Annotated in this window: 20 protein-coding genes; all 20 read right to left on the bottom strand. The window is 45.6% G+C overall.

The genetic code is table 11. The features are described 5' to 3' along the window. Positions 1 to 11 precede the first annotated feature (11 nt). On the bottom strand, positions 12 to 1,163 hold the full coding sequence (locus KGMB01110_RS00725; RefSeq protein WP_117602143.1) for a sodium ion-translocating decarboxylase subunit beta: 1,152 nt from the start codon (positions 1,161 to 1,163) through the stop codon (positions 12 to 14). Between the two features lie 20 nt (positions 1,164 to 1,183). Further along, complete coding sequence (locus KGMB01110_RS00730; RefSeq protein ID WP_117602142.1) at positions 1,184 to 1,558, bottom strand: biotin/lipoyl-binding carrier protein; 375 nt, start codon at positions 1,556 to 1,558, stop codon at positions 1,184 to 1,186. 14 nt (positions 1,559 to 1,572) lie between these two features. Continuing rightward, positions 1,573 to 2,358, bottom strand: a complete 786-nt coding sequence (locus KGMB01110_RS00735) for an OadG family protein (protein WP_119297295.1) — start codon at positions 2,356 to 2,358, stop codon at positions 1,573 to 1,575. 14 nt (positions 2,359 to 2,372) lie between these two features. After that, positions 2,373 to 3,812 carry an acyl-CoA carboxylase subunit beta gene (locus tag KGMB01110_RS00740; RefSeq protein ID WP_117602140.1) on the bottom strand — a complete coding sequence of 480 codons (1,440 nt, stop codon included), beginning with the start codon at positions 3,810 to 3,812 and terminating at the stop codon, positions 2,373 to 2,375. A gap of 265 nt (positions 3,813 to 4,077) precedes the next feature. Then, complete coding sequence (locus tag KGMB01110_RS00745) at positions 4,078 to 6,069, bottom strand: 2-isopropylmalate synthase (RefSeq protein WP_119297296.1); 1,992 nt, start codon at positions 6,067 to 6,069, stop codon at positions 4,078 to 4,080. A gap of 198 nt (positions 6,070 to 6,267) precedes the next feature. Further along, a complete protein-coding gene (locus KGMB01110_RS00750) occupies positions 6,268 to 7,617 on the bottom strand; it encodes a D-alanyl-D-alanine carboxypeptidase family protein (protein ID WP_243112607.1) in 1,350 nt (449 codons plus the stop codon). 81 nt (positions 7,618 to 7,698) lie between these two features. Then, positions 7,699 to 8,268 carry an SMC-Scp complex subunit ScpB gene (gene scpB, locus KGMB01110_RS00755; RefSeq protein WP_117602128.1) on the bottom strand — a complete coding sequence of 190 codons (570 nt, stop codon included), beginning with the start codon at positions 8,266 to 8,268 and terminating at the stop codon, positions 7,699 to 7,701. After that, entirely contained in the window at positions 8,258 to 9,034 is a 777-nt protein-coding gene (locus tag KGMB01110_RS00760) for a segregation and condensation protein A (protein ID WP_117888272.1), read from the bottom strand. The genes scpB and KGMB01110_RS00760 overlap by 11 nt, the downstream gene beginning before the upstream one ends. 3 nt (positions 9,035 to 9,037) lie before the next feature. Then, the gene (locus tag KGMB01110_RS00765; RefSeq protein ID WP_119297297.1) at positions 9,038 to 9,937 is read right to left on the bottom strand and encodes a metallophosphoesterase; all 900 of its coding nucleotides are present in this window, start codon (positions 9,935 to 9,937) and stop codon (positions 9,038 to 9,040) included. A 16-nt stretch (positions 9,938 to 9,953) separates the two neighbouring features. Beyond that, a complete protein-coding gene (gene deoC, locus KGMB01110_RS00770) occupies positions 9,954 to 10,616 on the bottom strand; it encodes a deoxyribose-phosphate aldolase (protein WP_117602125.1) in 663 nt (220 codons plus the stop codon). 34 nt (positions 10,617 to 10,650) lie between these two features. Further along, a complete protein-coding gene (locus KGMB01110_RS00775) occupies positions 10,651 to 11,802 on the bottom strand; it encodes a D-alanyl-D-alanine carboxypeptidase family protein (RefSeq protein WP_243112847.1) in 1,152 nt (383 codons plus the stop codon). 221 nt (positions 11,803 to 12,023) lie between these two features. Then, positions 12,024 to 14,330 (bottom strand): hypothetical protein, encoded by a 2,307-nt coding sequence (locus KGMB01110_RS00780; protein WP_119297299.1) that lies wholly within the window; start codon positions 14,328 to 14,330, stop codon positions 12,024 to 12,026. 203 nt (positions 14,331 to 14,533) lie between these two features. Continuing rightward, positions 14,534 to 15,868, bottom strand: coding sequence for an NADP-specific glutamate dehydrogenase (gene gdhA, locus KGMB01110_RS00785; RefSeq protein ID WP_117602122.1), 1,335 nt, complete (start codon positions 15,866 to 15,868; stop codon positions 14,534 to 14,536). 520 nt (positions 15,869 to 16,388) lie between these two features. Then, the gene (rpsU, locus tag KGMB01110_RS00790) at positions 16,389 to 16,565 is read right to left on the bottom strand and encodes a 30S ribosomal protein S21 (RefSeq protein WP_004054229.1); all 177 of its coding nucleotides are present in this window, start codon (positions 16,563 to 16,565) and stop codon (positions 16,389 to 16,391) included. 177 nt (positions 16,566 to 16,742) lie between these two features. Then, on the bottom strand, positions 16,743 to 19,382 hold the full coding sequence (gene alaS / locus KGMB01110_RS00795; RefSeq protein WP_119297300.1) for an alanine--tRNA ligase: 2,640 nt from the start codon (positions 19,380 to 19,382) through the stop codon (positions 16,743 to 16,745). A 101-nt stretch (positions 19,383 to 19,483) separates the two neighbouring features. Next, positions 19,484 to 19,624 carry a hypothetical protein gene (locus KGMB01110_RS14850; protein WP_156085426.1) on the bottom strand — a complete coding sequence of 47 codons (141 nt, stop codon included), beginning with the start codon at positions 19,622 to 19,624 and terminating at the stop codon, positions 19,484 to 19,486. An 85-nt stretch (positions 19,625 to 19,709) separates the two neighbouring features. Continuing rightward, entirely contained in the window at positions 19,710 to 21,221 is a 1,512-nt protein-coding gene (locus tag KGMB01110_RS00800; RefSeq protein ID WP_119297301.1) for a 4Fe-4S dicluster domain-containing protein, read from the bottom strand. Positions 21,222 to 21,374: 153 nt separating this feature from the next. Beyond that, on the bottom strand, positions 21,375 to 23,801 hold the full coding sequence (locus KGMB01110_RS00805) for a homocysteine S-methyltransferase family protein (protein WP_119297302.1): 2,427 nt from the start codon (positions 23,799 to 23,801) through the stop codon (positions 21,375 to 21,377). Then, positions 23,798 to 24,448 carry a vitamin B12 dependent-methionine synthase activation domain-containing protein gene (locus KGMB01110_RS00810; RefSeq protein WP_117602118.1) on the bottom strand — a complete coding sequence of 217 codons (651 nt, stop codon included), beginning with the start codon at positions 24,446 to 24,448 and terminating at the stop codon, positions 23,798 to 23,800. The genes KGMB01110_RS00805 and KGMB01110_RS00810 overlap by 4 nt, the downstream gene beginning before the upstream one ends. Positions 24,449 to 24,542: 94 nt before the next feature. Then, on the bottom strand, positions 24,543 to 25,412 hold the full coding sequence (metF, locus tag KGMB01110_RS00815) for a methylenetetrahydrofolate reductase [NAD(P)H] (protein ID WP_117602117.1): 870 nt from the start codon (positions 25,410 to 25,412) through the stop codon (positions 24,543 to 24,545). Positions 25,413 to 25,420 lie beyond the last annotated feature (8 nt).

Here is a 25,420-nt window from a genome sequence, read left to right on the forward strand (position 1 = left end):
TTATTCAGACTCTATTTCACACCAAAGATTGCCATGAACGTACCGGCTGCTACGGCGGTACCGATAACACCTGCAACGTTTGGTCCCATTGCATGCATCAGCAGGAAATTGGTAGGATCTGCTTCTGCTCCGACTTTCTGCGATACTCTGGCTGCCATAGGTACGGCAGATACTCCGGCTGAACCGATCAGCGGATTTACCTTACCTCCGGTTGCAAAGCACATCAGTTTACCGAACAATACTCCGGCTGCTGTACCAAATGCAAAGGCTACAAGACCCAGAATTACGATCTTAATGGTATCCCAGTTCAGGAATGCTTCTGCACTTGTGGTTGCACCTACAGAAGTACCAAGCAGAATAACTACGATGTACATCAACGCATTAGCAGCTGTCTCTGTCAACTGTCTTACAACTCCAGACTCTTTAAACAGATTACCAAGCATCAACATACCAACCAGCGGTGCTGTAGTCGGAAGGATCGTACAAACTACGATTGTGATAATGATCGGGAAAAGGATCTTCTCCAGTTTGGAAACCGGACGAAGCTGTTCCATCTTGATCTTTCTTTCTTTTTCTGTGGTCAGAAGTTTCATGATCGGCGGCTGAATGATCGGCACCAGTGACATGTAAGAATATGCTGCCACCGCGATCGGTCCCATGATTGCTGTCTGCTGCAGTTTACCTGCAAGGAAGATAGAAGTAGGGCCATCTGCTCCACCGATGATGGAAATTGCTGCTGCTGCTTTGTCTGTAAATCCCATCGCCATTGCTCCGAGATATGCAGCGAAAATACCGAACTGTGCGGCTGCTCCCAACAGGAAACTCTTCGGATTGGCGATCAGCGGTCCGAAGTCTGTCTGCGCACCAACACCAAGGAAGATCAGTGACGGAAGAATTGCCCATTCATCCAGCAGATAGAAATAATGTAACAGTCCACCTACTCCATTACTGGATTCCTCAACGCTGATCATAATGTCCGGGTAAATGTTGACAAGAAGCATACCGAATGAGATCGGCACCAGAAGGAGTGGCTCAAAGCCCTTTCCTACTGCTAAATACAGGAAAACACAGGCCACTGCGATCATTACAAGATTGCCCACTGTTAAGTTCATGAACGCAGTCTGTTGCACAAGGTTTTCCAACGTGTTTGTTATATATTCCATTTGTCAAACCCCCTAATGTACTAGTTTAATGTAGCTAAAACATCTCCTGCGTCGATTGCATCTCCGACTGCTACATTAATACTTGCAACGGTTCCTGCTTCCGGAGCTACAACCGGAATCTCCATCTTCATTGCCTCGATGATGACAACCGGATCACCGGCTGCTACGCTCTGTCCTACGTTTGCTGCGATCTGGAATACTTTTCCTGCTGCTCCTGCTTTTACTTCAATTCCGCCTGCTGCGGCTGCCGGTGCTGCCGGAGCCGGTGCTGCGGCCGGTGCTGCGGCAACTGGTGCCGCTACCGGAGCTGCTGCAACCGGTGCTGCTCCTGCGCCTTTTTCCTCAACTGTAACATCATATGCAACTCCATTTACTGTGATTGTATAATTCTTCATTTTATTTCCTCCTGTTATTTCCAGTTATTATTCTTTCTGCGTTTGATGGAACGCACGATAAATCCATCTGTTGAAGTTCCCTCAGAAGCTGCGATCGCTGCTGTAATGACTGCAATCAGCTGAGACTGATCCATCTCACTCTTTGCAGGCGCTTCTGCAACCGGTGCTGCCGGAGCCGGTGCCGGTTTTGCCGGAGCTTCTACCTTCGCTTCTTTTGCATTTCCCTTGAATTTTGCTTCAATTGCCGGGATAAACCGGAACAGGGAAATAATAAATGCGATAAAGATCAATACAAGGAATACGGTTCCCATACCGATCAGTGTATTCATTCCTGCTTTTTCAAGAATCTGACCGATCGTGTACTTGATATTGACGGACATATCTGTCATATGTTCTTCGTCATCAAAGTTCAGTACGATATCGGCATCTTTATTCTCAAATTCAGCTTTTGTCGTAAGAATCGGTCCATCTTTTGACTCAGAAACTTCGAATTCTCCATAATCAATCAGTTCGCCATATTCTTTGACCGCATTCTGATAGGAATCCATCATAATAAGGAAATCGTCATTAGCGATCGGAAGTCCTGAACTCATCAATGTATAATTCAACTGAAAATCAGAATAGGATCTTAACATGTCAAAATCCGCATCTGACATTGTCTGGAAACTCTGGAGTACAGTGTCTGCACATGTTTCCATGGATTGCGTATCATAATCCGCACTCTTCTCATCCGCTCCACATCCGGCCAGTCCCAGAGCCATGGTGAGAACGAGAAGGATTAAACTAATTTTTTTCTTCACTTCGCCTCACCTCACTAAACTGTTCCGTGTTTCTTGTCCGGACGATCCTCTCTCTTGGTAAAGAGCATTTCAAATGCACCGATCAGATATTTTCTGGTATCTGCCGGCTCTACGATAGAGTCTACATAGCCTCTTCTTGCTGCTGACATCGGGGAAGACTGCAGTTCTTTGTACTCCGCTGCTTTTTCACGAATTACAGAAGCGTCTTCTCCTGCATACATGATCTTCGCTGCAAGATCTGCTTCCATCATACCGATCTCACTGTTTGGCCATGCATAGACAATATCTGCACCAATCGACTTGCTGTTCATTGCGATGTAAGCGCTTCCGAATGCTTTTCCAACGATAACATTGACTTTTGGAACGGTTGCATTTGCAAATGTATAGGTCAGTCTTGCTGCTGCTCTTGCCATATTCTTTTCGGATTCTTTGGTTGCACAGTATCCGGAAACATTGGTCAAAGTCAGTACCGGAATAGAAAATGCATCACAGAAGTTTACGAAGTCAATTGCCTTCTTACATCCGTCAACGGTAAGGGATCCGTCAAATTCAGCCACAACCTGTGCCTGTGCATCATAAACCTTGGTACGGTTAGCCACAGCACCGACTGTCACACCATTCAGGCGGATAAATCCGGTTACCATCTCTTTTGCGAAAGCGGACTTCACTTCAAAGAAGCTCTGATTGTCTGCGATCTGTGCCAGAGCAATTGCAGTATCTTCTGCTGCATTTGCAAGATCCGGGCATACACGATTCAGATCATCTGTACATTCTTCATAAGAAAGATCATCTTCGTTATTTGCCGGAAGAAGTGTAACGAGTGTACGGATCTGTCCGAGAATCTCTGTCTCACTTCCTACACCGTCTACCAGTCCTGCCACTTCACTCTGATAGTCTGCGGAAGAAGTATCACACTTGGAAATTTCATTTCCTGCAAGTGCATTTGGAGAATTCACAAACAGTTTTCCTGATTTGCTTTCCATAAATGTAAAATCTGTCAGACCCGGAATCACTGCCAGTCCACCACCGCATGTTCCAAAGATAGCAGTGATCTGCGGAATCACGCCGGATGCCATAGACTGTTTCAGATACAGTCCACCGAACGCTTCCAGTGCGTCAGTTGCCTCCTGAAGACGAAGTCCTGCGCAGTCGATCAGACCGATCACCGGTGCTCCCATCTTCATAGCCATGTCATAAATCTTCAGGATCTTCTTTGCATGCATCTCACCAATCGAACCGTTTAATACGGTTGCATCCTGGCTGTACACATAAACAAGGTTTCCGTCGATCACTCCATAGCCTGTGATGACGCCATCCGCCGGAGTCTCCTTTGCCTGCAGATTGAAGTCAGTGTTTCTGGCTGTTACAGCTCCACCGATTTCAACAAAACTGCCTGCATCCAGCAGTTCGGCAATCCGTTTGCCTGCAGAATTATCTGTTGCATTGTTACCCATATTCTAGCCCTCCATAAAAAATTTTTATTAAAAATAAACCAAAATTTCTGCCTATTATATTATAGCTCTTTTATCCACAAATTGCAAGAAAATCTGTCCGATTTTTAGTGAATTTCACAAGTTTTTTCTATGAATTTGTCAAAAAGCCCGTATCAATGAAGGATTCCATTGATACGGGCTGCTTCTTCGTTTCCTTTCAGAATTCCTGTCAAGTGCTTTCTTTCTGATATGCGGTTGCAATTTTGAAACAAAAAACCCTTGCTGATTATTTCTTACGATTCCGGTACTGGATCGGAGTCATATTATACATTTTCTTGAACAACCGGTTGAAATGTTCCACATTCTGATATCCTACGGACTCTGCCACATTTTCTACAGTCATGGCAGAACCTTTTAACATCGTACATGCTTTCTTCATCCGGACTTTCTTCAGGATATCTCCGAACGTCTCTCCTGATTTTTCTTTAATATATTTTGACAGATAAGGTTTGGTCAGGAAGAATTTCTCAGACAGATCATCCAATGTAACCGTTGTATAGTTCTCCTGGATATAATTTACAATCTCTGTCAGTCTCTCATCCTTGCACTCTGTCGCACCTTTCAGTTCTTCGATCTTATTGACTGCGATTGTCAATGCCGCGATGGAAGCCTTAATGATATCGGCATCAATTCCGACACCCCAGTATCTCTGACGGTTACAGATGATTCCCACATAAGCAACCGCTTTGGAAGATGATCCACGAGTCAGAGAATGCTCTTCGTATACAGAAAGTTCATAGCTGATGTTAAAGTAATGCTTGATCGCATTGCTGACTGCATCCAGACGTCCGTTACCGACACCGTTGATCACACGATTCTGTCCGCCGTGATGGATGGTTGCGCTTGCGATGATTCCATTTTCCTGCTTGAAATGGCACTCATCCACGGTAAAGATCGGATGAGCCGTTACATAATGATCCTCGAAGATCCGATAGACCAGATCCGGGGTAAGTTCTTTATGCGCTTTGTCGGAAACATCTTTTACAAGATATCCAACTTCTTCCATCATCTTCTTTGGCAGACTGATACCGAAGTTCTGCTTCAGGATGTAATTGACACCGCCCTTTCCGGACTGGCTGTTGATTCGGATGACATCGGATTCGTAACGTCTTCCCACGTCTTTCGGATCCAGCGGCAGATATGGAACGGTCCAGTGATCGTCGTTTCTTTCCTCCCGCCATGTCATACCCTTCGCGATGGCATCCTGATGAGATCCGGAGAATGCTGTAAACACAAGGTCTCCTGCATATGGCTGTCTCGGCGGTACCTGCATTCTGGTCAGATGCTCATAAGTCTCTCTGATGTCCTGAATATCGGTAAAATCAAGATTCGGTTCTACTCCCTGTGAATACATATTCAAAGCAAGTGTTACGATATCTACGTTTCCGGTTCTCTCACCATTTCCGAACAACGTTCCCTCGATACGGTCTGCTCCTGCAAGCATACCCATCTCTGCATCGCTGACTCCGCAGGCACGATCATTGTGCGGGTGAAGGCTTAAGATTACGTTTTCTCTGTATTTAAGATGTTTATTCATGTACTCTACCTGACTGGCAAATACATGAGGCATTGCATTTTCCACAGTGGTCGGAAGGTTGATGATAACCTTTCTCTTCTCAGACGGCTGCCATACATCCAGAACCGCATTGCAGACATCCAACGCATAATCCACTTCTGTTCCGTGGAAACTTTCCGGACTGTACTCAAATGTAAAATTACCGTCTGTCTCACTTGCCAGCTGATTCAATAAAACAGCTCCGTCTACTGCGATCTGCTTGATCTCTTCTTTGCTCTTTCTGAAAACCTGTTCTCTCTGAGCTACGGAAGTAGAATTGTACAGATGAACCACTGCATGAGGCGCACCCTGTACTGCTTCAAAGGTACGTTTGATGATATGTTCTCTCGCCTGAGTCAGCACCTGGATCGTCACATCATCCGGAATCATATCCTGCTCGATCAGAGTACGAAGAAACTGATATTCTGTCTCAGACGCTGCCGGGAAACCGACCTCGATTTCCTTGAACCCGACATCTACCAGCATCTGGAAAAATTCCACCTTTTCATCCAGACTCATAGGCTCGATCAATGCCTGGTTTCCATCTCTCAAATCTACACTGCACCAGATCGGCGGTTTCTCTACATGATCCTTTTTCGCCCAATCATAGCACTCTTCCGGTGGCATATAATAACTCCGTGTATATTTTTCACTGTTCTTCATTATCTTCTCTCTCCTTGTATTCCAAAGAGCCCATCACAGCCTCCATTTCGTTTCCTCTTACTTCCTCATTTCCAAGAACTGAGACCGATCTTCTCAAAAAGTAAGATTCACTCCATTTTCGTATAATATATCAAACTGTTTGCTCTTTTTTGTCTTTATCATAGTATCATAGTCCCTCTGATAATCCTAGTGACAAATTTAATCATTTATATTGATTATATTTAACATCCATTTCTCCAACACTGCTTCTGCGCATACCCGGAACGTCCGAACGAGTACCGTTCGATCCGATACGATCGGAATTACTTTCCAGGTCTTTCCGCCCAGTTCATAGCGGACAGTGCCGATCTGTTGGTACTTTCTGACCGGTGCTTTCAGATCGTTTTGCATCGTTACTCTCACATTCATTTTTTCCCCTTTTTTCATCAATACCTCCATCGCTTTTTCTTCGGTTTTTAGCATTGTATACACGTATGCATCAGAATATATTCCATCTTCTTTGCTAACTCCATCTGCGATCTTTACTTGCTTTGTCGGGATTTCTTTCCAGACATTCTGATAAGAATAGTTTTTCAGTCCGTATTCCATCAGTTTTCTGGTATCTTCCCATTTATAGTTCTTATGGTTCGGCCATCCGCAGCCAAGCAAAGCTACGATATAACAGCGATTCTCCCTCTTTAATGCCCCCACATAACAATATCCCGCCTTTGAGGTAAATCCTGTCTTTCCGGATATTGCTCCATCCATCATCTGTAAAAAGGCATTGTGATTGTGGCACTGGTAATGAGAAACACCATCCAGATCTGAGAACTGATACTCGTTTGTTTCCGTAATCTCCAGGAACAGATCTCTTTTCGGTGAATTCCAGATACAATACTTCATAATTGCTGCCAGATCCTCAGCCGTTGTCTGATGTGCTCCGCCTTCATTTTCTCCGTCCAACCCATTCGGCGTCACAAAATGTGTATGATGAAGTCCGATGCTTTTCGCTTTTCGATTCATCAGATCCGCAAAAGACTCCACCGAACCGCTGATATGCTCTGCAATTGCCACTGCACTGTCATTGTGGGATTCCAGCATCAGGGAGTTGAGAAGATCTCTTAGTTCAAAACGTTGTCCTTCTCTCATCCCCAGTCTGACTTTCGGCTGTTTTGCCGCTTCTTTTGATACAGTCACTTTCTCTTCCAGATTTCCATATTCCAGCGCTAATATACAGGTCATGATCTTGGTTGTACTGGCCATCGGACGGATTTCGCTTCCGTTTTTTTCAAATAAAATACGCCCACTGTCAGCATCCATCAATACGGCCGACTGGGCGTGTAGTTCTGTGGGTTCTTCTTCTGCATTTTCTGCATTTACAACTTCTAATGTATGGATTCTCTCTGAACATTCAGCCAATTCAACGCCTGTTACGCTTCCAGCTATAAGCCCCAGCACCATGACAAATGTTATGACCGGTACTTCATGGAATGCCGCAAGTGTTTTATATAACAGTACATAAGCTGAACGCGAGATAAAACGACGAATCTCTTCGACTTTGTTTTTCACGCTTTCAGATTTCCCACCTTTTCCATCCATATTCTGTTGTTATCATTCTATTGTTTCCGGGTATGTCCTATACATCATTTCTTAGATCTGCAACGTCAACTGTGCTTCATCTTCCGCCTGTTCTTTCAGATCTTCCACCTGCTCCGGATTCAGATTCGGAAGTTCTTCCAGAGAAGTCACTCCGAAGTGACGTAAGAATTCTTCCGTCGTCCCGAACAAAATCGGGCGTCCCGGCGCATCCAGTCGTCCCACTTCCTGTACCAGTTCATATTCTACCAGCTTATTGACTGCGTGATCGGTTTTCACCCCACGGATCTTTTCGATCTCCAGCTTTGTCACAGGCTGTCTGTATGCAATGATGGATAAGGTTTCCAGCAATACGTCCGTCAGTACATATTTTTTCGGCTGTTTTGCAATCCGGATCAGATATTCATAAGCTTCCGGTTTGGTACACATCTGAAAAGAATTGTCCAGTTCAATAATCCGGACTCCCCGGTCTTCTGCTTCATAGCGATCCGCCATATTGTGGATTAATTTTCTTGTCGTTTCCTCATCATGTTCGATCGCTGCTGCAATCTTTTCAAGTTCTACCGATTCTCCCATGGTAAAAAGAATCGCTTCGATGATTCCTTCTGTCTTTTCAATTGTCATCTTCATCCTCCGATTCTTTATTCTCCATGCAGGATTTCATCCGAATTTCACCAAAGGTGTCTTCCTGTTCCACCTGAATTTTTCCCATTTTCATCAATTCCAGTACTGCAAGAAATGTCACGATAATCTGCACTTTTGAGCATTGCGCTTCCAATAAGGATCGAAAATCTGCCGTCTGATGTTGTCTCATATATTTTTCGACCCAGGAAAGCCTGTCCGGAAGCGTCACTTCTTCTTTTTCAATCTTTCCGAATTTGCTTCGAATCGGGTCGATCTTATTGTTCTGACGTTTCATCACATCCCGAAAGACTCGGTTTAGACTGTTCAGTGTCACACCTGACAACAGGGCCTCTACATCTACCGGTTCCACATAATCCAGAACTTCCTGCGGAATGGTAGGATCCTTATAATAAGTCTGGGCATTATCCACCTGTCGGTCTTTCAGTTCTTCTGCCATGTATTTATAAATCTTATACTGTAAAAGACGTTCCACCAGTTCTTTTCGAGGATCTTCCTCTTCGCCCTCTTCATTTACTTCTGCCGGAAGCAGCATTTTACATTTAATGTCCAGAAGAGTCGCCGCCATAACCAGGAATTCACTCATCACATTCAGATCTTCCCGTTCCATCTGATGAATATAGTCCATATATTGATTGGTAATCTCTACGATCGGAATATCATAGATATCAATTTTATTTTTGTCGATCAGGTGCAACAACAGATCCAACGGACCCTCAAATACCTGAAGTTTTACAGACAATCCCATAGTTTACCTGTCCTCTTCCTTTTCCTGTTCCGGTTTTAATTCCAATGCAACGATTTCTGCCTCATTAAACAGACGAATGTTCACAGTGTGGCTCCCAAGCCCTCTACTGACTGCAATATAAGACTCCTCTTTTTTTGTCAGTTCCCCCGAATACTTCGGAAACAGCTTTGCCTGAGGCGTGATCAGCCCCCCTAACCCCGGAATGCGAATGATTCCGCCATGAAGATGTCCCGATACCACAAGATCCGCTCCCCAGTTACGATAGTCCTGAAAAAATACAGGATTATGGGCAATCAGAATCTGAAAATTCTCTGTTTCCCCTTTTCCTAGCATTTCCTCTAGCCTTTCTTTTCCGAGAAAATGTTTGCGAAATTTTTTATAATAGGAATTTGGAAGTTCCAGTCCGGTGACGACGATTGTTCTTCCTGCAATCTTTATCTGATCGGTCTGATTTTCCAAAAAATGAATTCCAGCCTTTTCCAGCCGTTCTTTATAGGAAAAAAATGCATCCCCATACACTTCCTGCTGTTCTTTCATCCGCTGTTCATGGTTTCCGTTTCCGTAATAAACCGGACAGATTTCCGGAAGCTGCTCTACAAATTGTGCGGCTACTTCCCAGGAAATATCCTCTTTTCCGACCAGCATATCTCCCGCAACCAAAATAAGATCCGGATGAATCTTCCGGATTTCATCGAGCAACTTCTTATTTTTCTCTCCATAAACATGGTTATGCAGGTCGCTTAGTAAAACGACCTGCAAATTTTTCTTAATCCCGTTCAGTTTCGGAGAGATGACTTCATATTCTCTGACCCGGAATGTATGTAATTCCCGGATCATTTCCGCTACGGTCACTGCAAAGATAATCGCAATGATCCAGATCACTGTCTGAAGAATCTCCTGCATAGTTATTGTTCCTTTATTATTCTGCCCAGTCCTCTAAGATTGCAACGCCTGCACTTGCACCAAGACGGGTAGCTCCGGCTTCGATCACTTCTTTTGCAAATGCTGCATCACGCACACCGCCAGATGCTTTTACTCCAAGTTCCGGTCCTACTGCTTCCCGCATCAGTTTGACATCTTTTACGGTTGCTCCACCGGTGGAAAATCCGGTAGAAGTCTTTACAAAATCAGCTCCGGCTGCCTTTGCAACCTTGCTTGCCTCTACGATCTCTTCATCTGTCAGCAGACAAGTTTCCAGAATCACTTTGACCAAGACTCCTTCTCCGGCTGCTGCTACAACTGCTTTGATATCTTCTGATACATAATCCCAGTCTTTGGATTTGATCATTCCTACATGGATGACCATATCGATCTCTGTTGCTCCGTCTTTTACTGCAATCTCTGTCTCAGCAGCTTTGCCTTTGGTAGACATTGCTCCGAGAGGGAAGCCTACAACCGTACATACAGCTACCCCACTGTCTTTCAGAAGTTCTGCGCAATACGGTACATAACTGGAATTCACACATACAGAATGGAATCCGTATTCCTTTGCCTCCTCACACAGTGCTTTGATCTGTTCTTTGGTTGCTTCCGGCTTCAATAATGTATGATCGATCATCTGAGCCACTTCTGCTTTTGTCATAATATACTCGTCTCCGTTTCTTTTTCTTTCTATTCTACACGATATATCCTGAAATTTCAATGACTCCATGACAGTATCTGCTTAACATCTTATGAATCCAGTCTTTCAGCGATGCTTTTTCGATGGTTTCTTTCAGGCAGATCTCCACACTCCCGATTTTTTCCTTTCCCAGATAATAATCCAGTGTTCCGATCGTTTCTCCCTTCTTGCCGGGAGCCTGGATTTTTTGCGGCAGATTCAGCTTCTTTTCAATCTCTCCGAATTTTGCACCGGTCGTATCTAACCAGGTAAATGGATAGGCATATTGGATTTCTGCCGTTTCTTCTGTCCCGTTTTTCACTTCAATCGGTTTCAGTTCCGGCATCTTATCATCCCGGTATAATCTGCAGATTCCAAAGCCGTATCCCAGCAATGTCACCGCATCTTTAAACCGGTCTTTTGAGTTTTCCGCTCCCATGATCACTGCGATCAGTTCCACATCATCCTTCTTTGCGGTAGCCGATACGCAGAATTTTGCATTTCCTGTGGAACCGGTTTTCAATCCGGTCGCATATTCATACTGACGCACCAGCTTATTGGTATTGGTCAGTCCAAATTCCGAATCTCCTTTCCGCGTATGATGGGTAATATTTTCCATCCAGATCATCGAATAATCCTGGATATCCGGATATTTGGTGATCAGTTCCTTTGACATCAGTGAAATATCCCTTGCCGTGGTCTCATGTCCCTCAGCATCCAGACCGTTACAGTTCACAAAATGAGTGTTGGTCATCCCAAGTTCTTTTGCTTTCTCATTCATCTTTTCCACAAACACTTCTTCACTCCCGCACAGATGCTCTGCCATCGCCACACAGGCATCGTTTGCACTGGCCACTGCGATGCATTTCAGCATGGTATCCACGGTCTGTGTCTCTCCGGGTTCCAGAAACACTTGGGAACCGCCCATGGATGCCGCATATTCCGAAACTGTCACCTGATCGTCTTTGTGGATCTTTCCTTCCGCGATTCCTTCCATGATCAGAAGCATGGTCATCACTTTCGTCACACTGGCCGGTGCCCTCCTGGTGTCTGCCTCTTTTTCATATAAGATACTTCCCGTTGTCTTTTCTATCAGGATTGCAGACGGTGCACTGATCGTCAGATTTTCGTTTGCCGCAGAAAGTCGCAGTGGGAATGAAAACATCATCCCCACCGTAAGTATCCATATGATCCAACATTTTGCAAGATTTCTTATCCTGTCTCTTCTGCCGAATGCTGTCTTGTATCTTCCATCAGGATTCCTGCACCACTTTTTACTACCTCTCATACCACATTTCTCCCGCCTGTTTCTCTGTTATCAGTATAAGAGAAGTTTGAGCAAAATATGCCGGAATCCATTCTGATTTTCAGAAATATCTTTTCACTCTTTTATAATTTCATCACCGTATAACTTACATTATTCGATAATCCGATAATCGCACTGATCTGGTTTCCTCCGTTCGGTGAGGAATGCCAGAACAAATCCTGACTGGAAGTCTCTCCCCAGAAAAAGCCCACATGGTTATAATCACTATTACCGTGTTTTCCACCTTCATTTTCATTCCAGATCCAGATTACATCCCCTTTTTCCAGGATTCCGGAGTTCAACATTGCAGATTTACTCCTGAAATCATACATCGGAACCTGATTTGCATATTTTCTCTGCCAGGTGATCCATCCTCCTGCACACTGGGAATATTCCTGCTGATTCGGAATTGCTGACGGTGTCGCACCTGCACTTTTCAACACATACCACACAAACCCGGTACAGTTCATTCCCGGTGCCCCGTTAAAGGAAATATCTCCATTCGGAGAGCGATAATCCAAATCCGGTTCATAACGAGTTCCCAGATAAAATTTATCCTTTTCATGGGACTGAAGATTCATGACCACCGCAGCGGCTGAAATTCCAAGTGCGTTGGAAATCCCGCGATTCGGGCGGTAAATACTCTGTGTATAAGGATTTGCCGTAGATCCGGGTGCACTGCTTCCCTTTGGAAGAAGTACGATCTTTATCGCCTGCATATTATAATGAATTCCGGTACTTCCGGCAATCTGTCCGTTTTTTGCCCAGCCAAGCCAACCGTATTTCTCAAGATGTACCTGATAGTATACGTCATAATAGCTCGCATATTCTCCGGTCAACTGAACTTTCATCGCCTCAATCCGGCTACTGTGATCTGTAACGCCCGCTACGGCACCTCCATTTACCCAGTTCTGCCATCCACCTGTCTCAAGACATGCACTATACTGGATTCCTCCCTTAAGTCCATCCTTTACATTTTCTAGATTGATTTTTACTGCTTCTAACTGTTTGCCCTGCCCGGTGGTTCCGGAGATCGTTCCGGCACTGACTGCATTTTGCCAGCCGCTTCCTTCCACAAAAGAAGCGTATGTCAATGTTCCGGCCTCTGTATTTGCTATATAACTACGTGTGGTCTGGGCAGGTGCATTGGATGCGTTTTTCGGATAAAGCTGAATCTGGATTGCCTCCAGTCGCTTGGAGTATCCGGCGGTTCCGGCATATTCTCCATTCTTCGCCCAGCCAAGCCAGCCGTAAGTCTGGGAATGCACCCGATAATATATATCATAATGCTGCGCCATTTCCCCGGTCAGTCGGATCTGAATTGCTTCCAGTCGCTTGGACTGTCCGGAGGTTCCGGACATCGCTCCATTTTTCACATATCCTTGCCAGCCATAGGTCTGTACATGGGTTCGATACTCAATATTTCCATCATATTCCTGGTTATTGAGCTGAATCTGAATTCCTTCCAGTCGTTTCGACTGTCCGGAGGTTCCCGCAACCGTTCCATCCTGAACATACCCCTGCCAACCGTAAGTCTGTACATGAGTTCGGTAAGAAACCATCGGATGCAGATACTTCTTATCGGTTGCTCCCGGCGCTGCATCTCCTTTTTCTACCAGTCGGATTTCGATGGCTTCCAGACGTTTGGAATAGCCGGCGGTTCCCGCATATTCCCCGTTCTTGGCCCAGTCAAGCCAGCCATAGGTCTGAGAATGAACCCGGTAATAAATATCGTAATGCTGTGCTATCTCTCCGGTCAGGCGGATCTGAATCGCTTCCAGTCGCTTGGATTGTCCGGTAGTTCCTGCCATTGCATCATTCTTTACATAATTCTGCCAGCCATAGGTCTGCACATGGGTTCGATACTCAATATCTCCCGTATATTCCGGATGCTCCAGTTTGATTTGGATGCCCTCCAGTCGCTTGGACTGCCCCGATGTTCCGGAGGTTTCTCCATCCTTCACATAGTCCTGCCAACCGTAAGTCTGTACATGAGTCCGGTAAGAAACTGACGTCTTCTCCGCCTGCGTTTCCACCTCGGTTTCTATCCCAGTCTCCTGATCCTCCTGATCCTGTTCTTCGGATACCGGTTGTATCTGTGACCCGTCATCCGACTCCTGACCATCCTGATTCTGTTGATCTGAGTTCAGACTTGAATCTTGAGCATCTTGTTCCTGAGCCAACACCTGATGATCTTTCTCCTGTGGGTTCTGTAAATCCTGTGTCTCGGTATGGTCCGACGCCTGTTCCGAATTCTTTCCCGTAGTTCCATCTTCCATCTGAGCAGAAACAGCGTCTACACCTTCATAGGCATAGCTGTCTGCCGGATAGTAGATTCCTGTATTGAAAACAACTGCCGCCAGTATGAGCGCTAAAATTTTCTTCTTCATTCGACATAATCCTCCCTCAACTTATTTAGTTTACCATACCCTTTCTTTTTGTTTCAAGGAAAATCCGTCTGTTCAAATTTAGTCTGGTCAAATTTAGTCTGGTCAAATTTAGCCTGGTCAATAAAAAAAATCCGAACCCTCCGGTTACCCGGAAGATTCGGATTTTCACTTTCTGTAATCTTTCAGAATATTTCTTTCTTAAATTAGCAGATTCCCTGAGCTGTCATAGCATCTACAACTTTCTCGAATCCGGCAATGTTAGCACCTACTACGTAGTTGCCTTTTGCGCCGTATTTCTCTGCTGCATCAGACATGTTATGGCAGATATTGATCATGATGTTTTTCAGTTTTGCATCTACTTCTTCAAATGTCCAGCTCAGACGCTCGCTGTTCTGGGACATCTCCAGTGCAGATGTTGCAACACCACCGGCATTTGCAGCTTTACCAGGTGCAAAGATTACACCATTCTCCTGCAGATACTGTGTTGCTTCCAGTGTAGTAGGCATGTTTGCACCTTCGCAGACTGCCAGGCATCCGTTTGCTACCAGAGCCTTTGCATCCTCTAAGTGCAGTTCGTTCTGTGTTGCACATGGAAGAGCGATATCTACTTTCACATTCCATACGCCACGTCCCTCATGATATTCTGAATTCGGACGATATTTCTTGTATTCTGTCAGTCTTGCACGATTGACTTCTTTGATCTCTTTCAGTGCTGCAACGTCAATTCCTTCCGGATCATATACCCAACCGGTAGAATCGCTGACTGTTACAACCTTAGCGCCCAACTGCTGAGCCTTCTCTGTTGCATAGATTGCAACGTTACCGGATCCGGAAACTGCAACTGTCTTTCCTGCAAGTTCGATTCCGTTCAGCTTCAGAAGTTCTTCTGTCAGATACAGCAGACCATATCCGGTAGCTTCTGTTCTTGCAAGGGATCCACCATAAGTTAATCCTTTACCTGTCAGAACACCTTCATAAAGTCCTCTGATTCTCTTGTACTGACCGAACATATATCCGATCTCTCTTGCACCTGTTCCGATATCTCCGGCCGGTACATCTGTATCTGCTCCAATATATTTGCAAAGTTCTGTCATAAAGCTCTGGCAGAATGCCATAACCTCACGGTCTGATTTTCCCTTAGGATCGAAGTCGGAACCACCTTTTCCTCCGCCGATCGGAAGACCTGTCAGTGAGTTTTTGAAAATCTGCTCAAAACCAAGGAATTTGATAATACCAAGGTTTACAGATGGATGAAGTCTCAATCCTCCCTTGTATGGTCCGATTGCGCTGTTAAACTGTACACGGTATCCGGTATTTACCTGAACCTGTCCCTTATCATCTACCCACGGTACTCTGAATTTGATCTGTCTTTCCGGTTCAACCAGTCTTTCAAGCAATGCATCTTTACGATACCTTTCCTCGTTTGCTTCGATTACAACTCTCAAAGACTCCAGTACCTCTTTTACTGCCTGATGGAATTCAGGCTCTGCCGGATTTTTCTTTACGACAGCTTCGATTACCTCATCAACATATGACATAACTCTACCTCCTAAAATATGTTCTGGTTTCTGATAATACCCGTATCCTATCTTTCTAACAAATATTCCTGCAATACAGAGCATTATATCCTGGCTCATCGCCATACAAAAAGCAGAACTTCAAAGAAGCCCTGCCTGTTGTCCCCTTTGACAAAAAATATTTTAGACTGTACTCTGTTTTTTGTCAATATAGAATTTGGAAAAAATTTTATCTTTGTAGCACTTTAAACCTACAAACCACATCGGAATCACCGGATTATATAAAACCATTATCCTCCAGCAAAAGGAATACAACGGGAACCGCTTACGCTTGCCTTCGCCCCATAAAGAGATCTCCTTCGAGCGGCGATCACGCTCGCTCGAAGAAAGTACCGGGGCTTCGGATGTTCCCTTATGTATTCCTTTTGCGAGAGTTAAAGTTGCATTCCTGTAACTTTAAAAAGATCCACCGGATCTTTTTGTCGTATACCCGACAACGAAAAAACGGAACATCCGAAGGATGTTCCGTCCATTATGCACACTAGTTATACTTGCGTTTTCTAGCAGCTTCAGATTTCTTTTTACGTCTTACGCTTGGCTTTTCGTAATGTTCTCTCTTACGAATCTCCTGCTGAATTCCAGCTTTTGCGCAATTTCTTTTAAATCTGCGTAAAGCGCTGTCCAACGTTTCGTTTTCTTTTACGATTACATTTGACATAGTCTCACACCTAACCTCCCTCCAGCCTATATTGTGCATCATACGACTGTTTGGGTATTTTTTATTGCACTATATAGAATTATATCATATTTTCCGTTTACGTCAACTGATTTTTCGCATTTGATGCGTTTTTTTCCTCAGTAATTTTTCTGACGTATTTTCAGACCGATGATTTGATTATTTCAACTGTCCTTCCAGAACTTCTTTCACTTTTGCAAGCGCTTCGTCAATTCCTGCCGGATTCTTTCCGCCTGCCTGTGCCATGTTCGGACGACCACCACCGCCACCGCCGACACATCCTGCGATTGCCTTCACAAGATTTCCGGCATGAGCACCCTGTTTGATTGCGCCGTCTGTTGCGGTTGCCATCAGACTGACCTTACCGTCTGCTCCGGAAGCCAGAACTACAACGCCTTCTCCCAGTTTTTCTTTCAACTGATCTCCCAGGTCGCGCAGTCCGTTCATATCTGCACCGTCTACTTTCAGTGCAAGTACTTTTACGCCTTTGACTTCTTCTACCTGCTCGGTCACATCACCCATGGACTCTTTTGCCATCTTGCTCTTTAAGCTTTCCACCTCACTGTGCAGACTCTTATTCTCTGCCAGTGTATGGGAAATCTTCTCTACCAGATGATCCGGAGTTGCTTTCACAAGGGCTGCCGCTTCTTTCAGGCTCTCTTCCAGTTTGTCATAGTATTTCAGGAGTCCTTTGGATGTCAGTGCTTCAATACGTCTGACACCTGCTGAGATTCCGGATTCAGACACGATCTTCAATGCCATGATCTCTCCGGTATTCTTTACATGAGTTCCACCACAGAACTCAATGGAAAAGTCTCCCATGTTTACGACACGGACTACATCCCCGTATTTCTCACCAAACAGAGCCTGTGCTCCTGTCTTTCTTGCTTCCTCGATCGGCATGTTCTTACATACAACCGGAAGTCCTGCCATGATCTTCTCATTGACGATCGCCTCTACCTGCTTCAGTTCCTCCTGACTCAGTGCAGAGAAATGTGTAAAGTCAAAACGAAGTCTGTCTTCGTTGACACTGGATCCGGCCTGTTCTACGTGTGCTCCCAGCACTTCACGCAGTGCTTTCTGAAGCAGATGGGTTGCAGAATGGTTGCGCTCTGTCAGGGCACGTTTCTGTGCATCCACTTCCAGAGTTACCTGATCTCCAATCTTGATCATACCTTTTGAAACGTATCCGATATGTCCCAACTTGGTTCCTGCCAGATGGATCGTGGTTTCTACGGTAAATTCTCCGTCGGCTGTCCGAATCACACCGGCATCGCCTTCCTGTCCACCCATCGTTCCGTAAAACGGTGTTTTATCCACAACGATCGTACCTTTTTCCCCGTCGGAAAGGGCATCGACTACTTCTGTCTCTGTAGTCAACGCAGTTACTTTCGCCTCATAAGACAGATTGTCATATCCTACAAATTCTGTTTCCAGTGTGGAATCCAGTTCATCATATACAGAAGCATCTTTTCCGGACATGGAATGAACGCCGAAAGAGCCTTCGGATTTCTTCTTCTGTTCTTCCTGTGCCTTTTTAAAGCCTTCCTCGTCATAAGTCAGACCTTTTTCTTCCAGAATCTCACTGGTCAGATCAATCGGGAATCCGTAAGTATCGTACAGACGGAACGCATCCTCTCCTGAGAGAACCTTTTCTCCACGTTTTTCCATCTCAGCTTCCATATCAGCCAGAATCGAAAGTCCCTGATCAATGGTCTTGTTGAAGTTGGCCTCTTCTTTTGCGATTACGTTAAAGATAAATTCTTTCTTTTCTTCCAGTTCCGGATATCCGTCCTTAGATCCCTCAATTACGGTATTGGCCAGATCTACCAGGAATGCTCCGTCGATTCCGAGAAGCTTTCCGTGGCGGCATGCACGGCGAAGGAGACGACGAAGGACATATCCGCGACCACTGTTGGAAGGAAGGATACCGTCGGAGATCATAAAGGTTACGGAACGTACATGGTCTGTGACCACACGAAGAGACACATCTGTCTCATGGTCGATTCCGTAAGATTTGTCTGCAAGACGGCAGACATGATCTCTCAGCGCTTTGATCGTATCAATATCGAACATGGAATCTACATCCTGAACCACACATGCCAGACGTTCCAGTCCCATACCTGTATCAATGTTCTTCTGGATCAGGTCTGTATAATTGCCATGTCCGTCGTTGTTGAACTGGCTGAATACGTTGTTCCAGATTTCCATGTAACGGTCGCAGTCACAGCCGACTGTACATCCTGGTTTTCCGCAGCCGTATTTCTCTCCGCGGTCATAATAAATCTCAGAACAAGGTCCGCAAGGGCCTGAACCGTGCTCCCAGAAGTTATCTTCTTTTCCGAAACGGAAGATTCTCTCTGCCGGAATTCCCATCTCTTCATTCCAGATCTTGAACGCCTCATCATCATCCTCATAAATGGACGGATACAGACGATCCGGATCGATGCCTACTACTTCTGTCAGAAATTCCCAGGACCAGTGGATGGCTTCGGTCTTAAAATAATCTCCGAAAGAGAAGTTACCAAGCATCTCAAAAAATGTACCGTGGCGGGCTGTCTTACCTACATTCTCGATATCTCCGGTACGGATACATTTCTGACAGGTTGTCACTCTGCGTCTCGGCGGAATCTCCTGTCCCGTAAAATAAGGTTTCAGCGGAGCCATTCCTGAATTGATCAGCAAAAGACTCTTGTCATTGTGCGGCACCAGTGAAAAACTTTTCATTGCCAGATGTCCTTTACTCTCAAAAAATTTCAGGAACATCTTTCTTAATTCGTTTACTCCATAGGATTGCATATCTTTCCTCCTCATGTTACAAGCGGACATGCCAGCATGTCCGCTTGTGTGTTACTTACGCACCAATAGAGTGGCACATATGTCCACTCTATGGAAGTTCTTTATTTTTTGCCTTTACCTTTTTGGTTCTTTCCGTCTTTCCGACCAGTTAATCCTCTTCCGAAGATTCCTGCAATAAATGCGATTCCGCCGATTGCAACTGCCTGGATCAGAAGTTCCGGTACACCAGATAAAAATCCCATAACTACACCTCCGAACGTTCTATGCTACGTTCTTTCCTATGATAGCATAGGCATTTCCGTTTGTAAAGAGAACTTATTTCGCAACTTATTTTAATTCGATCTCTGCCAGTTCTTTTGACGGAAGTGGTGTGGAAGAATTCTTCACAAAGTTAGCCAGCGCTTTCTTTGCTTTCTCTACCGGAATATTGGTACCTGCTCCGGCGATACATCCTCCCGGACATCCCATACCTTCGATCAGGCATCCGTTCATACGTCCTGCTTTCGCAAGCATCAGGGTCTTCTTACATTCAGCCAGTCCCTCTGCATGTTCCACATGAACATCCACATCCGGATAATACTCATGTACACAGTTCTCGATTGCCTGAGCCACGCCGCCTGCACACGCATAACCGCGGCCTGCTCCGGTTGCATTATGGAAAGAGGACTCTGCCTCATATTTGGTCAGGTCAATTTCTTTTGCATCGAACATTGCCTGCAACTCTTCATAGGTTACAACGAAGTCTACATCGCTTCGAACGGTTCTTCTGGAAGCTTCCAGCTTCTTGGCTGCACATGGTCCGATAAATACCACTCTTGCATTCGGATGCTCTTTCTTGATGGTTCTTGCAGTTGCCACCATCGGAGTCAGTTCCTGGGAGATCTGATCGATCAGATCCGGGAAATATTTCTTTGCCAGCATGGACCAGGACGGGCAGCAGGAAGTCAGCAGGAACGGTAACTCTCCTGTCTCAACCTTCTCTACATAGTGATGAGCCTCAGCAATGGCTCCGATATCTGCTCCAAGTGCTACTTCATATACTTCCTTGAATCCAAGTTCCTGTAAAGCCGCTTTGATATTTCTCGGGGTGATGTTGTCTCCGAACTGGCCGACAAATGCCGGTGCGATCTCTGCAACAATCTCTCCACCCTCGGAAAGTGTACGCATCAACTGGAATACCTGGGATTTGTCAGAAATTGCTCCGAACGGGCAGTTTACCATACACATACCACAGGATACACATTTGTCATTGTCAATCTTTGCACGTCCCATCCTGTCACTTCCGATGGCTCCTACGCCACAGGCAGCCTGACACGGACGCTCTTTTTTGGAAATTGCATCATACGGACAGGCCGATTTGCACTTTCCGCATTTGATACATTTTTCCTGATCAATATGGGAATGTCCGTCTACCATGGAAATCGCGCCTCTCGGACATACCTCCATACACGGGTGCGCCAGACATCCACGACACATATTGCTGACTTCATATCCTCTTTCCTCACATGCATCACATGCTGACGGAATCACCTGCATAAGCGGCGGCTCATAATATTTCTCGGAAATATTACTTGCATCCACCCCTGCGGTCAACGGAATCGGTTTATCCTCCGGACGAAGGGAAAGTCCCATTGCAAGTCTCAGTCGTTCTCTGACGATCGCTCTGGAACGGTATACGCTTTCCCGATACTGTTCCGTATCTTCATTTACAATTTTATAAGGAATTTCTTCCATATCATCTAAAAGCGTCTCTGAATTAGCTTTCAGTCCAAGTTTCGCTGCTTCTGTAAATACCTGTCTTCTGATTGCTCTGATTGGTGTGTCCAATCCTCTCAACATAAGGCGTACCTCCTGATTTTTAATCTTTATCCTCATTCATTTACCACAGATTAATATACCTGTCCGTTAAAATCTTGTCAACCAAAATCCATGTATGAAATAAGAAACAATCCGGTAAATCTTCTGACCGGAAACCATTTAAATCCTGTTTCCTTATTTTAACAGCAGATCCTGTGCGTAATAAACAGACTGCATGGCATCTTTTCCGTAGAAATCTGCGCCGATCATATCCGCATACTCCTGATTCAGTACCGCTCCTCCTACCATGACTTTGCAGTCCAATCCTGCTTCTTTGAGCTGTTTGATGGTCTCTTCCATGCTGACAACGGTTGTCGTCATCAGGGCACTTAAGCCTACCAGCTTAATGTTCTGTTCTTTCACGGTCTCTACGATCTTCTCCGGCGGAACGTCTTTTCCAAGATCCACCACTTCAAATCCGTAATTTTCCAGAAGAACCTTCACAATATTTTTTCCGATATCGTGAATATCTCCTTTGACGGTTGCCAATACAACTTTTTCTTTTGCCTCTTCTGTCTCATCGGTTCCTGCCATAGCATCCTTGATCACGGCAAACGCAACCTTTGCTGCCTCTGCACTCATCAAAAGCTGTGGAAGAAAGACCGTACCTTTTTCGAATCCCTTGCCCACGGTATCCAGTGCCGGGATCAGATGCTGATTGATGATATCCAGCGGCTTTTCTGTCTCCAGAAGTGCCTTTGTCATCTCTCTTGCCTCTTCCTTCAGACCCTTTTCGATAGCGGTCTGAAGCGTTCTGCTTCCGCCTCCCGCAGCGGCTGTCCCACCGGCTGCTCCGTTCCCCTGGTCAATGGAAACCGTCTGAATCGTCTGAGTTACTTTAGAGAACCGCTCGATATAGTTTCCAAAGTTCTCATCCAGATTCATCAGTGCATGATAAGCATAGAAGGAACGCATCATGTCTTCGGAAGATGGATTGATGATTCCCGCGCTCAGCCCACTGTACATCGCCATGGTGTAGAAATTGGAATTGATCACCGGACGGCTCGGCAGACCAAAGGAGATATTGGACACACCGAGAACCGTATTTAATCCCAGTTCCCACCGCACTCTTCGCAGAGCTTCCAGTGTAACGATCGCACCTTCCGCCTCTGAGCTGATGGTCATCGTCAAAACATCGATCACGATATCCTTCTTCTGGATTCCGTATTTTGCTGCCTCTGCCACAATCTTCTCTGCAATCTTTACTCTTCCGTCTGCGGTTGCAGGAATTCCTCCCTCATCCAGCGTCAGCCCGATCACAACGCCGCCATATTTTTTCACCAGAGGGAATACCATATCCATGGATTCTTTCTTCCCACTGACCGAATTGACCATCGGCTTTCCGTTGTAGATCCGCATGGCACGTTCCATCGCATCTGCATCTACGGTATCGATCTGAAGGGGAAGACTGGTCACCGCCTGAATCTCCTGGATCACTTCTTCCATCACCGCCGGTTCGTCAATATCCGGAAGACCTACATTGACATCCAGAATGTGTGCGCCCCGCTCTTCCTGGGTAATTGCTTCGTTCAGGATATAGTCCATATCATTTTCTTTTAACGCCTGCTTGAACCGTTTCTTTCCGGTCGGATTGATCCGTTCTCCGATGATCCTAGATCCCACGCCCAGTGTGACAGACTGCCCGTAAGAGGATACGATGGTCCGGTCTTTTGGCTGGGGTACCAGAATGGAAAGATCTTTGCACTCCTCTGCCATCTTTCGGATATGATCCGGTGTGGTACCACAGCATCCGCCGATCACACACGCTCCCATCGATACGATTTCTTTCATACATCCGGCAAATTCTTCCGGTGATACGTCATACCAGGTCTTTCCGTCTTTCTGTTTCGGAAGTCCCGCATTTGGTTTTACGATAATCGGAAGGGAGGTATATTCTCTTAACTGTTCCAGAATCGGCATCATCTGTGCCGGTCCCAGTCCACAGTTGATTCCCAGAGCATCCACTCTTAAGCCTTCCAGCATGGCAACAACGGACGGAACATCCGCACCGGTCAGAAGCTTTCCTCTTTCGTCAAAAATCGCCGTAACGAACACCGGAAGATCTGTACCTTCTTTCGCCGCAAGAACTGCCGCCTTCATCTCATAGGTATCACTCATGGTCTCAATATGGATCAGATCTGCCCCTGCCGCTTCTCCATATTCCATCACTTCGCGGAAGGCACGGTAAGCCGTCTCAAATTCCAGATCTCCCATGGGCTTTAATAATTTTCCGGTAGGGCCCACATCGAGAGCTGTATAAATCTTCCGGTCAACTCCTGCGTCCTCTGCCGCCTGTTTTACATGAGACACCGCCGCATCCACGATCTCTTTGAGCTGATAGCCTTCATCGTGGAATTTCAGGGCATTTGCACCGAATGTATTGGTCAGTACAATATCACTTCCCGCCTCAATATAGGATTGGTGAATCTCCCGGATTGCCTCCGGATGAAGCAGGTTCCAGGTCTCCGGCAACTCTCCCGGTGCCAGCCCCTTTGCCTGGAGCAGGGTTCCCATTCCTCCGTCAAAAAATAATAATTCTTTTCCTAACTTTTCTCTTATCATGCCGTATTCCTTCTATATAGACAATCTGTCTTTGTACAAATCTCGCATCCCTGTCTGTGACACGGCAGAGATGTTTCGCTGATCCCGATCACCGCCGTCACTGATTTTGACGGAACCATCATACAACTGTCCGTCAGTGTCAGTCCGATCTTCTTTGCTGCATCCAGCATCTGAACGATCGGTCTTTGATACTCAATCGAAAAATCTCCGTATCCGGGACTGAATCTCGGTCTCAGATAAAGAGCTTCCTTTTCTTTTTCCCGGCGCAGTTCTTCCTGGATCTGATCACAGTATTCTTCCAGATAAGCCGCCGCACAGGCCTGTACGACAACCGCCTTTGCCATATTCCTTACAGAACTTCTCTGGATCAGGCGATCCACCTCAATTCCCAGTGTCGCCCCAAAAACAGCCACGGAAGAACATCCCTTCAAATTCTTCCCAAGCCCTTTGCTTTTCACATCCAGCTTTCCGATTTTAAACCTGTCATCCGCCATCTGCTCTAACTGAAAAATGCGGCAGACCGAACGCTTCTTTGCGCATTGGTCCAACTGCAAAAAAGCTTCGGAAACCATGTCAAGCGTTTCTTGATCTACCGCGTTTCTTCCATAGCCCAGATACCGGATTGCCTCCTGTATTCTGCTTTCCATGCTATCTGTCTTCTATCCTCTGTCTTTTCTCTTCTTCTCGTTAAATCCTGTCCTTCGGATCACAGAATTCCATATCTCTGCCATCCGCAGTTCTTTAGCATTTCACAATCTCTGAAAGGTTGTTCAGGATTGCTGCCGCAACTTCCGGTTTGTTCATGGAATAAATATGGATATTCTTGATTCCATTTGCCAGGAGATCAATGATCTGATCTGTCGCATATGCAATACCTGCCTGCTGCATTGCCGCCGGATTGTCCCCGAAGCGGTCTACGATTGCCTGAAATCTTGCCGGAAGAATGGTTCCGGAAAGCTGACAGATCCTCTTCATCTGGCGCCCGTTGGTTACAGGCATAATTCCCGGAAGTACCGGAACCGTGATTCCCGCTTCCCGGATTCTGTAAAGGAAATTATAGTGGATGGAATTGTCAAAGAACATCTGTGTCGTCAGGAAATCAACTCCACAGTCCACTTTTTCTTTCAGATAACGGATGTCATCCTCTTTATGTGCATTTTCTACGTGTCCTTCCGGATAGCATGCTCCTCCGATACAGAAATCTCCATGCTTTTTGATCTCCTGTACCAGTTCCGATGCATGTTTGAAGGAATCATCTCCCGGTAAGCTTCCGCCTTCCGGAATATCTCCGCGCAGAGCAAGAATATTTTCGATTCCTGCTTCCTTTAACCGTCCGATCACCTCGCGTACCTCTTCTTTTGTAGAAGAAGCACAGGTCAGATGTGCCAGAGAGTCCACACCCAGATCGTCTTTGATGTGTTTGGCGATCTTAAGCGTATTCTTGCTGGTTCCGCCGCCTGCCCCGTAAGTCACACTGATAAATGCCGGTTTTAATGCTCCGATCTTATCTACTGCATCCTGTACCTTATCATAGGTATCCGATGTCTTTGGTGGGAATACCTCTAAAGAAATATTAATTTTCCCGCTGTTTAATTTTTCTGAAATCTTCATCCTGTTGT

It is taken from the genome of Mediterraneibacter butyricigenes, from assembly GCF_003574295.1.
GTDB lineage: Bacteria > Bacillota > Clostridia > Lachnospirales > Lachnospiraceae > Mediterraneibacter_A > Mediterraneibacter_A butyricigenes.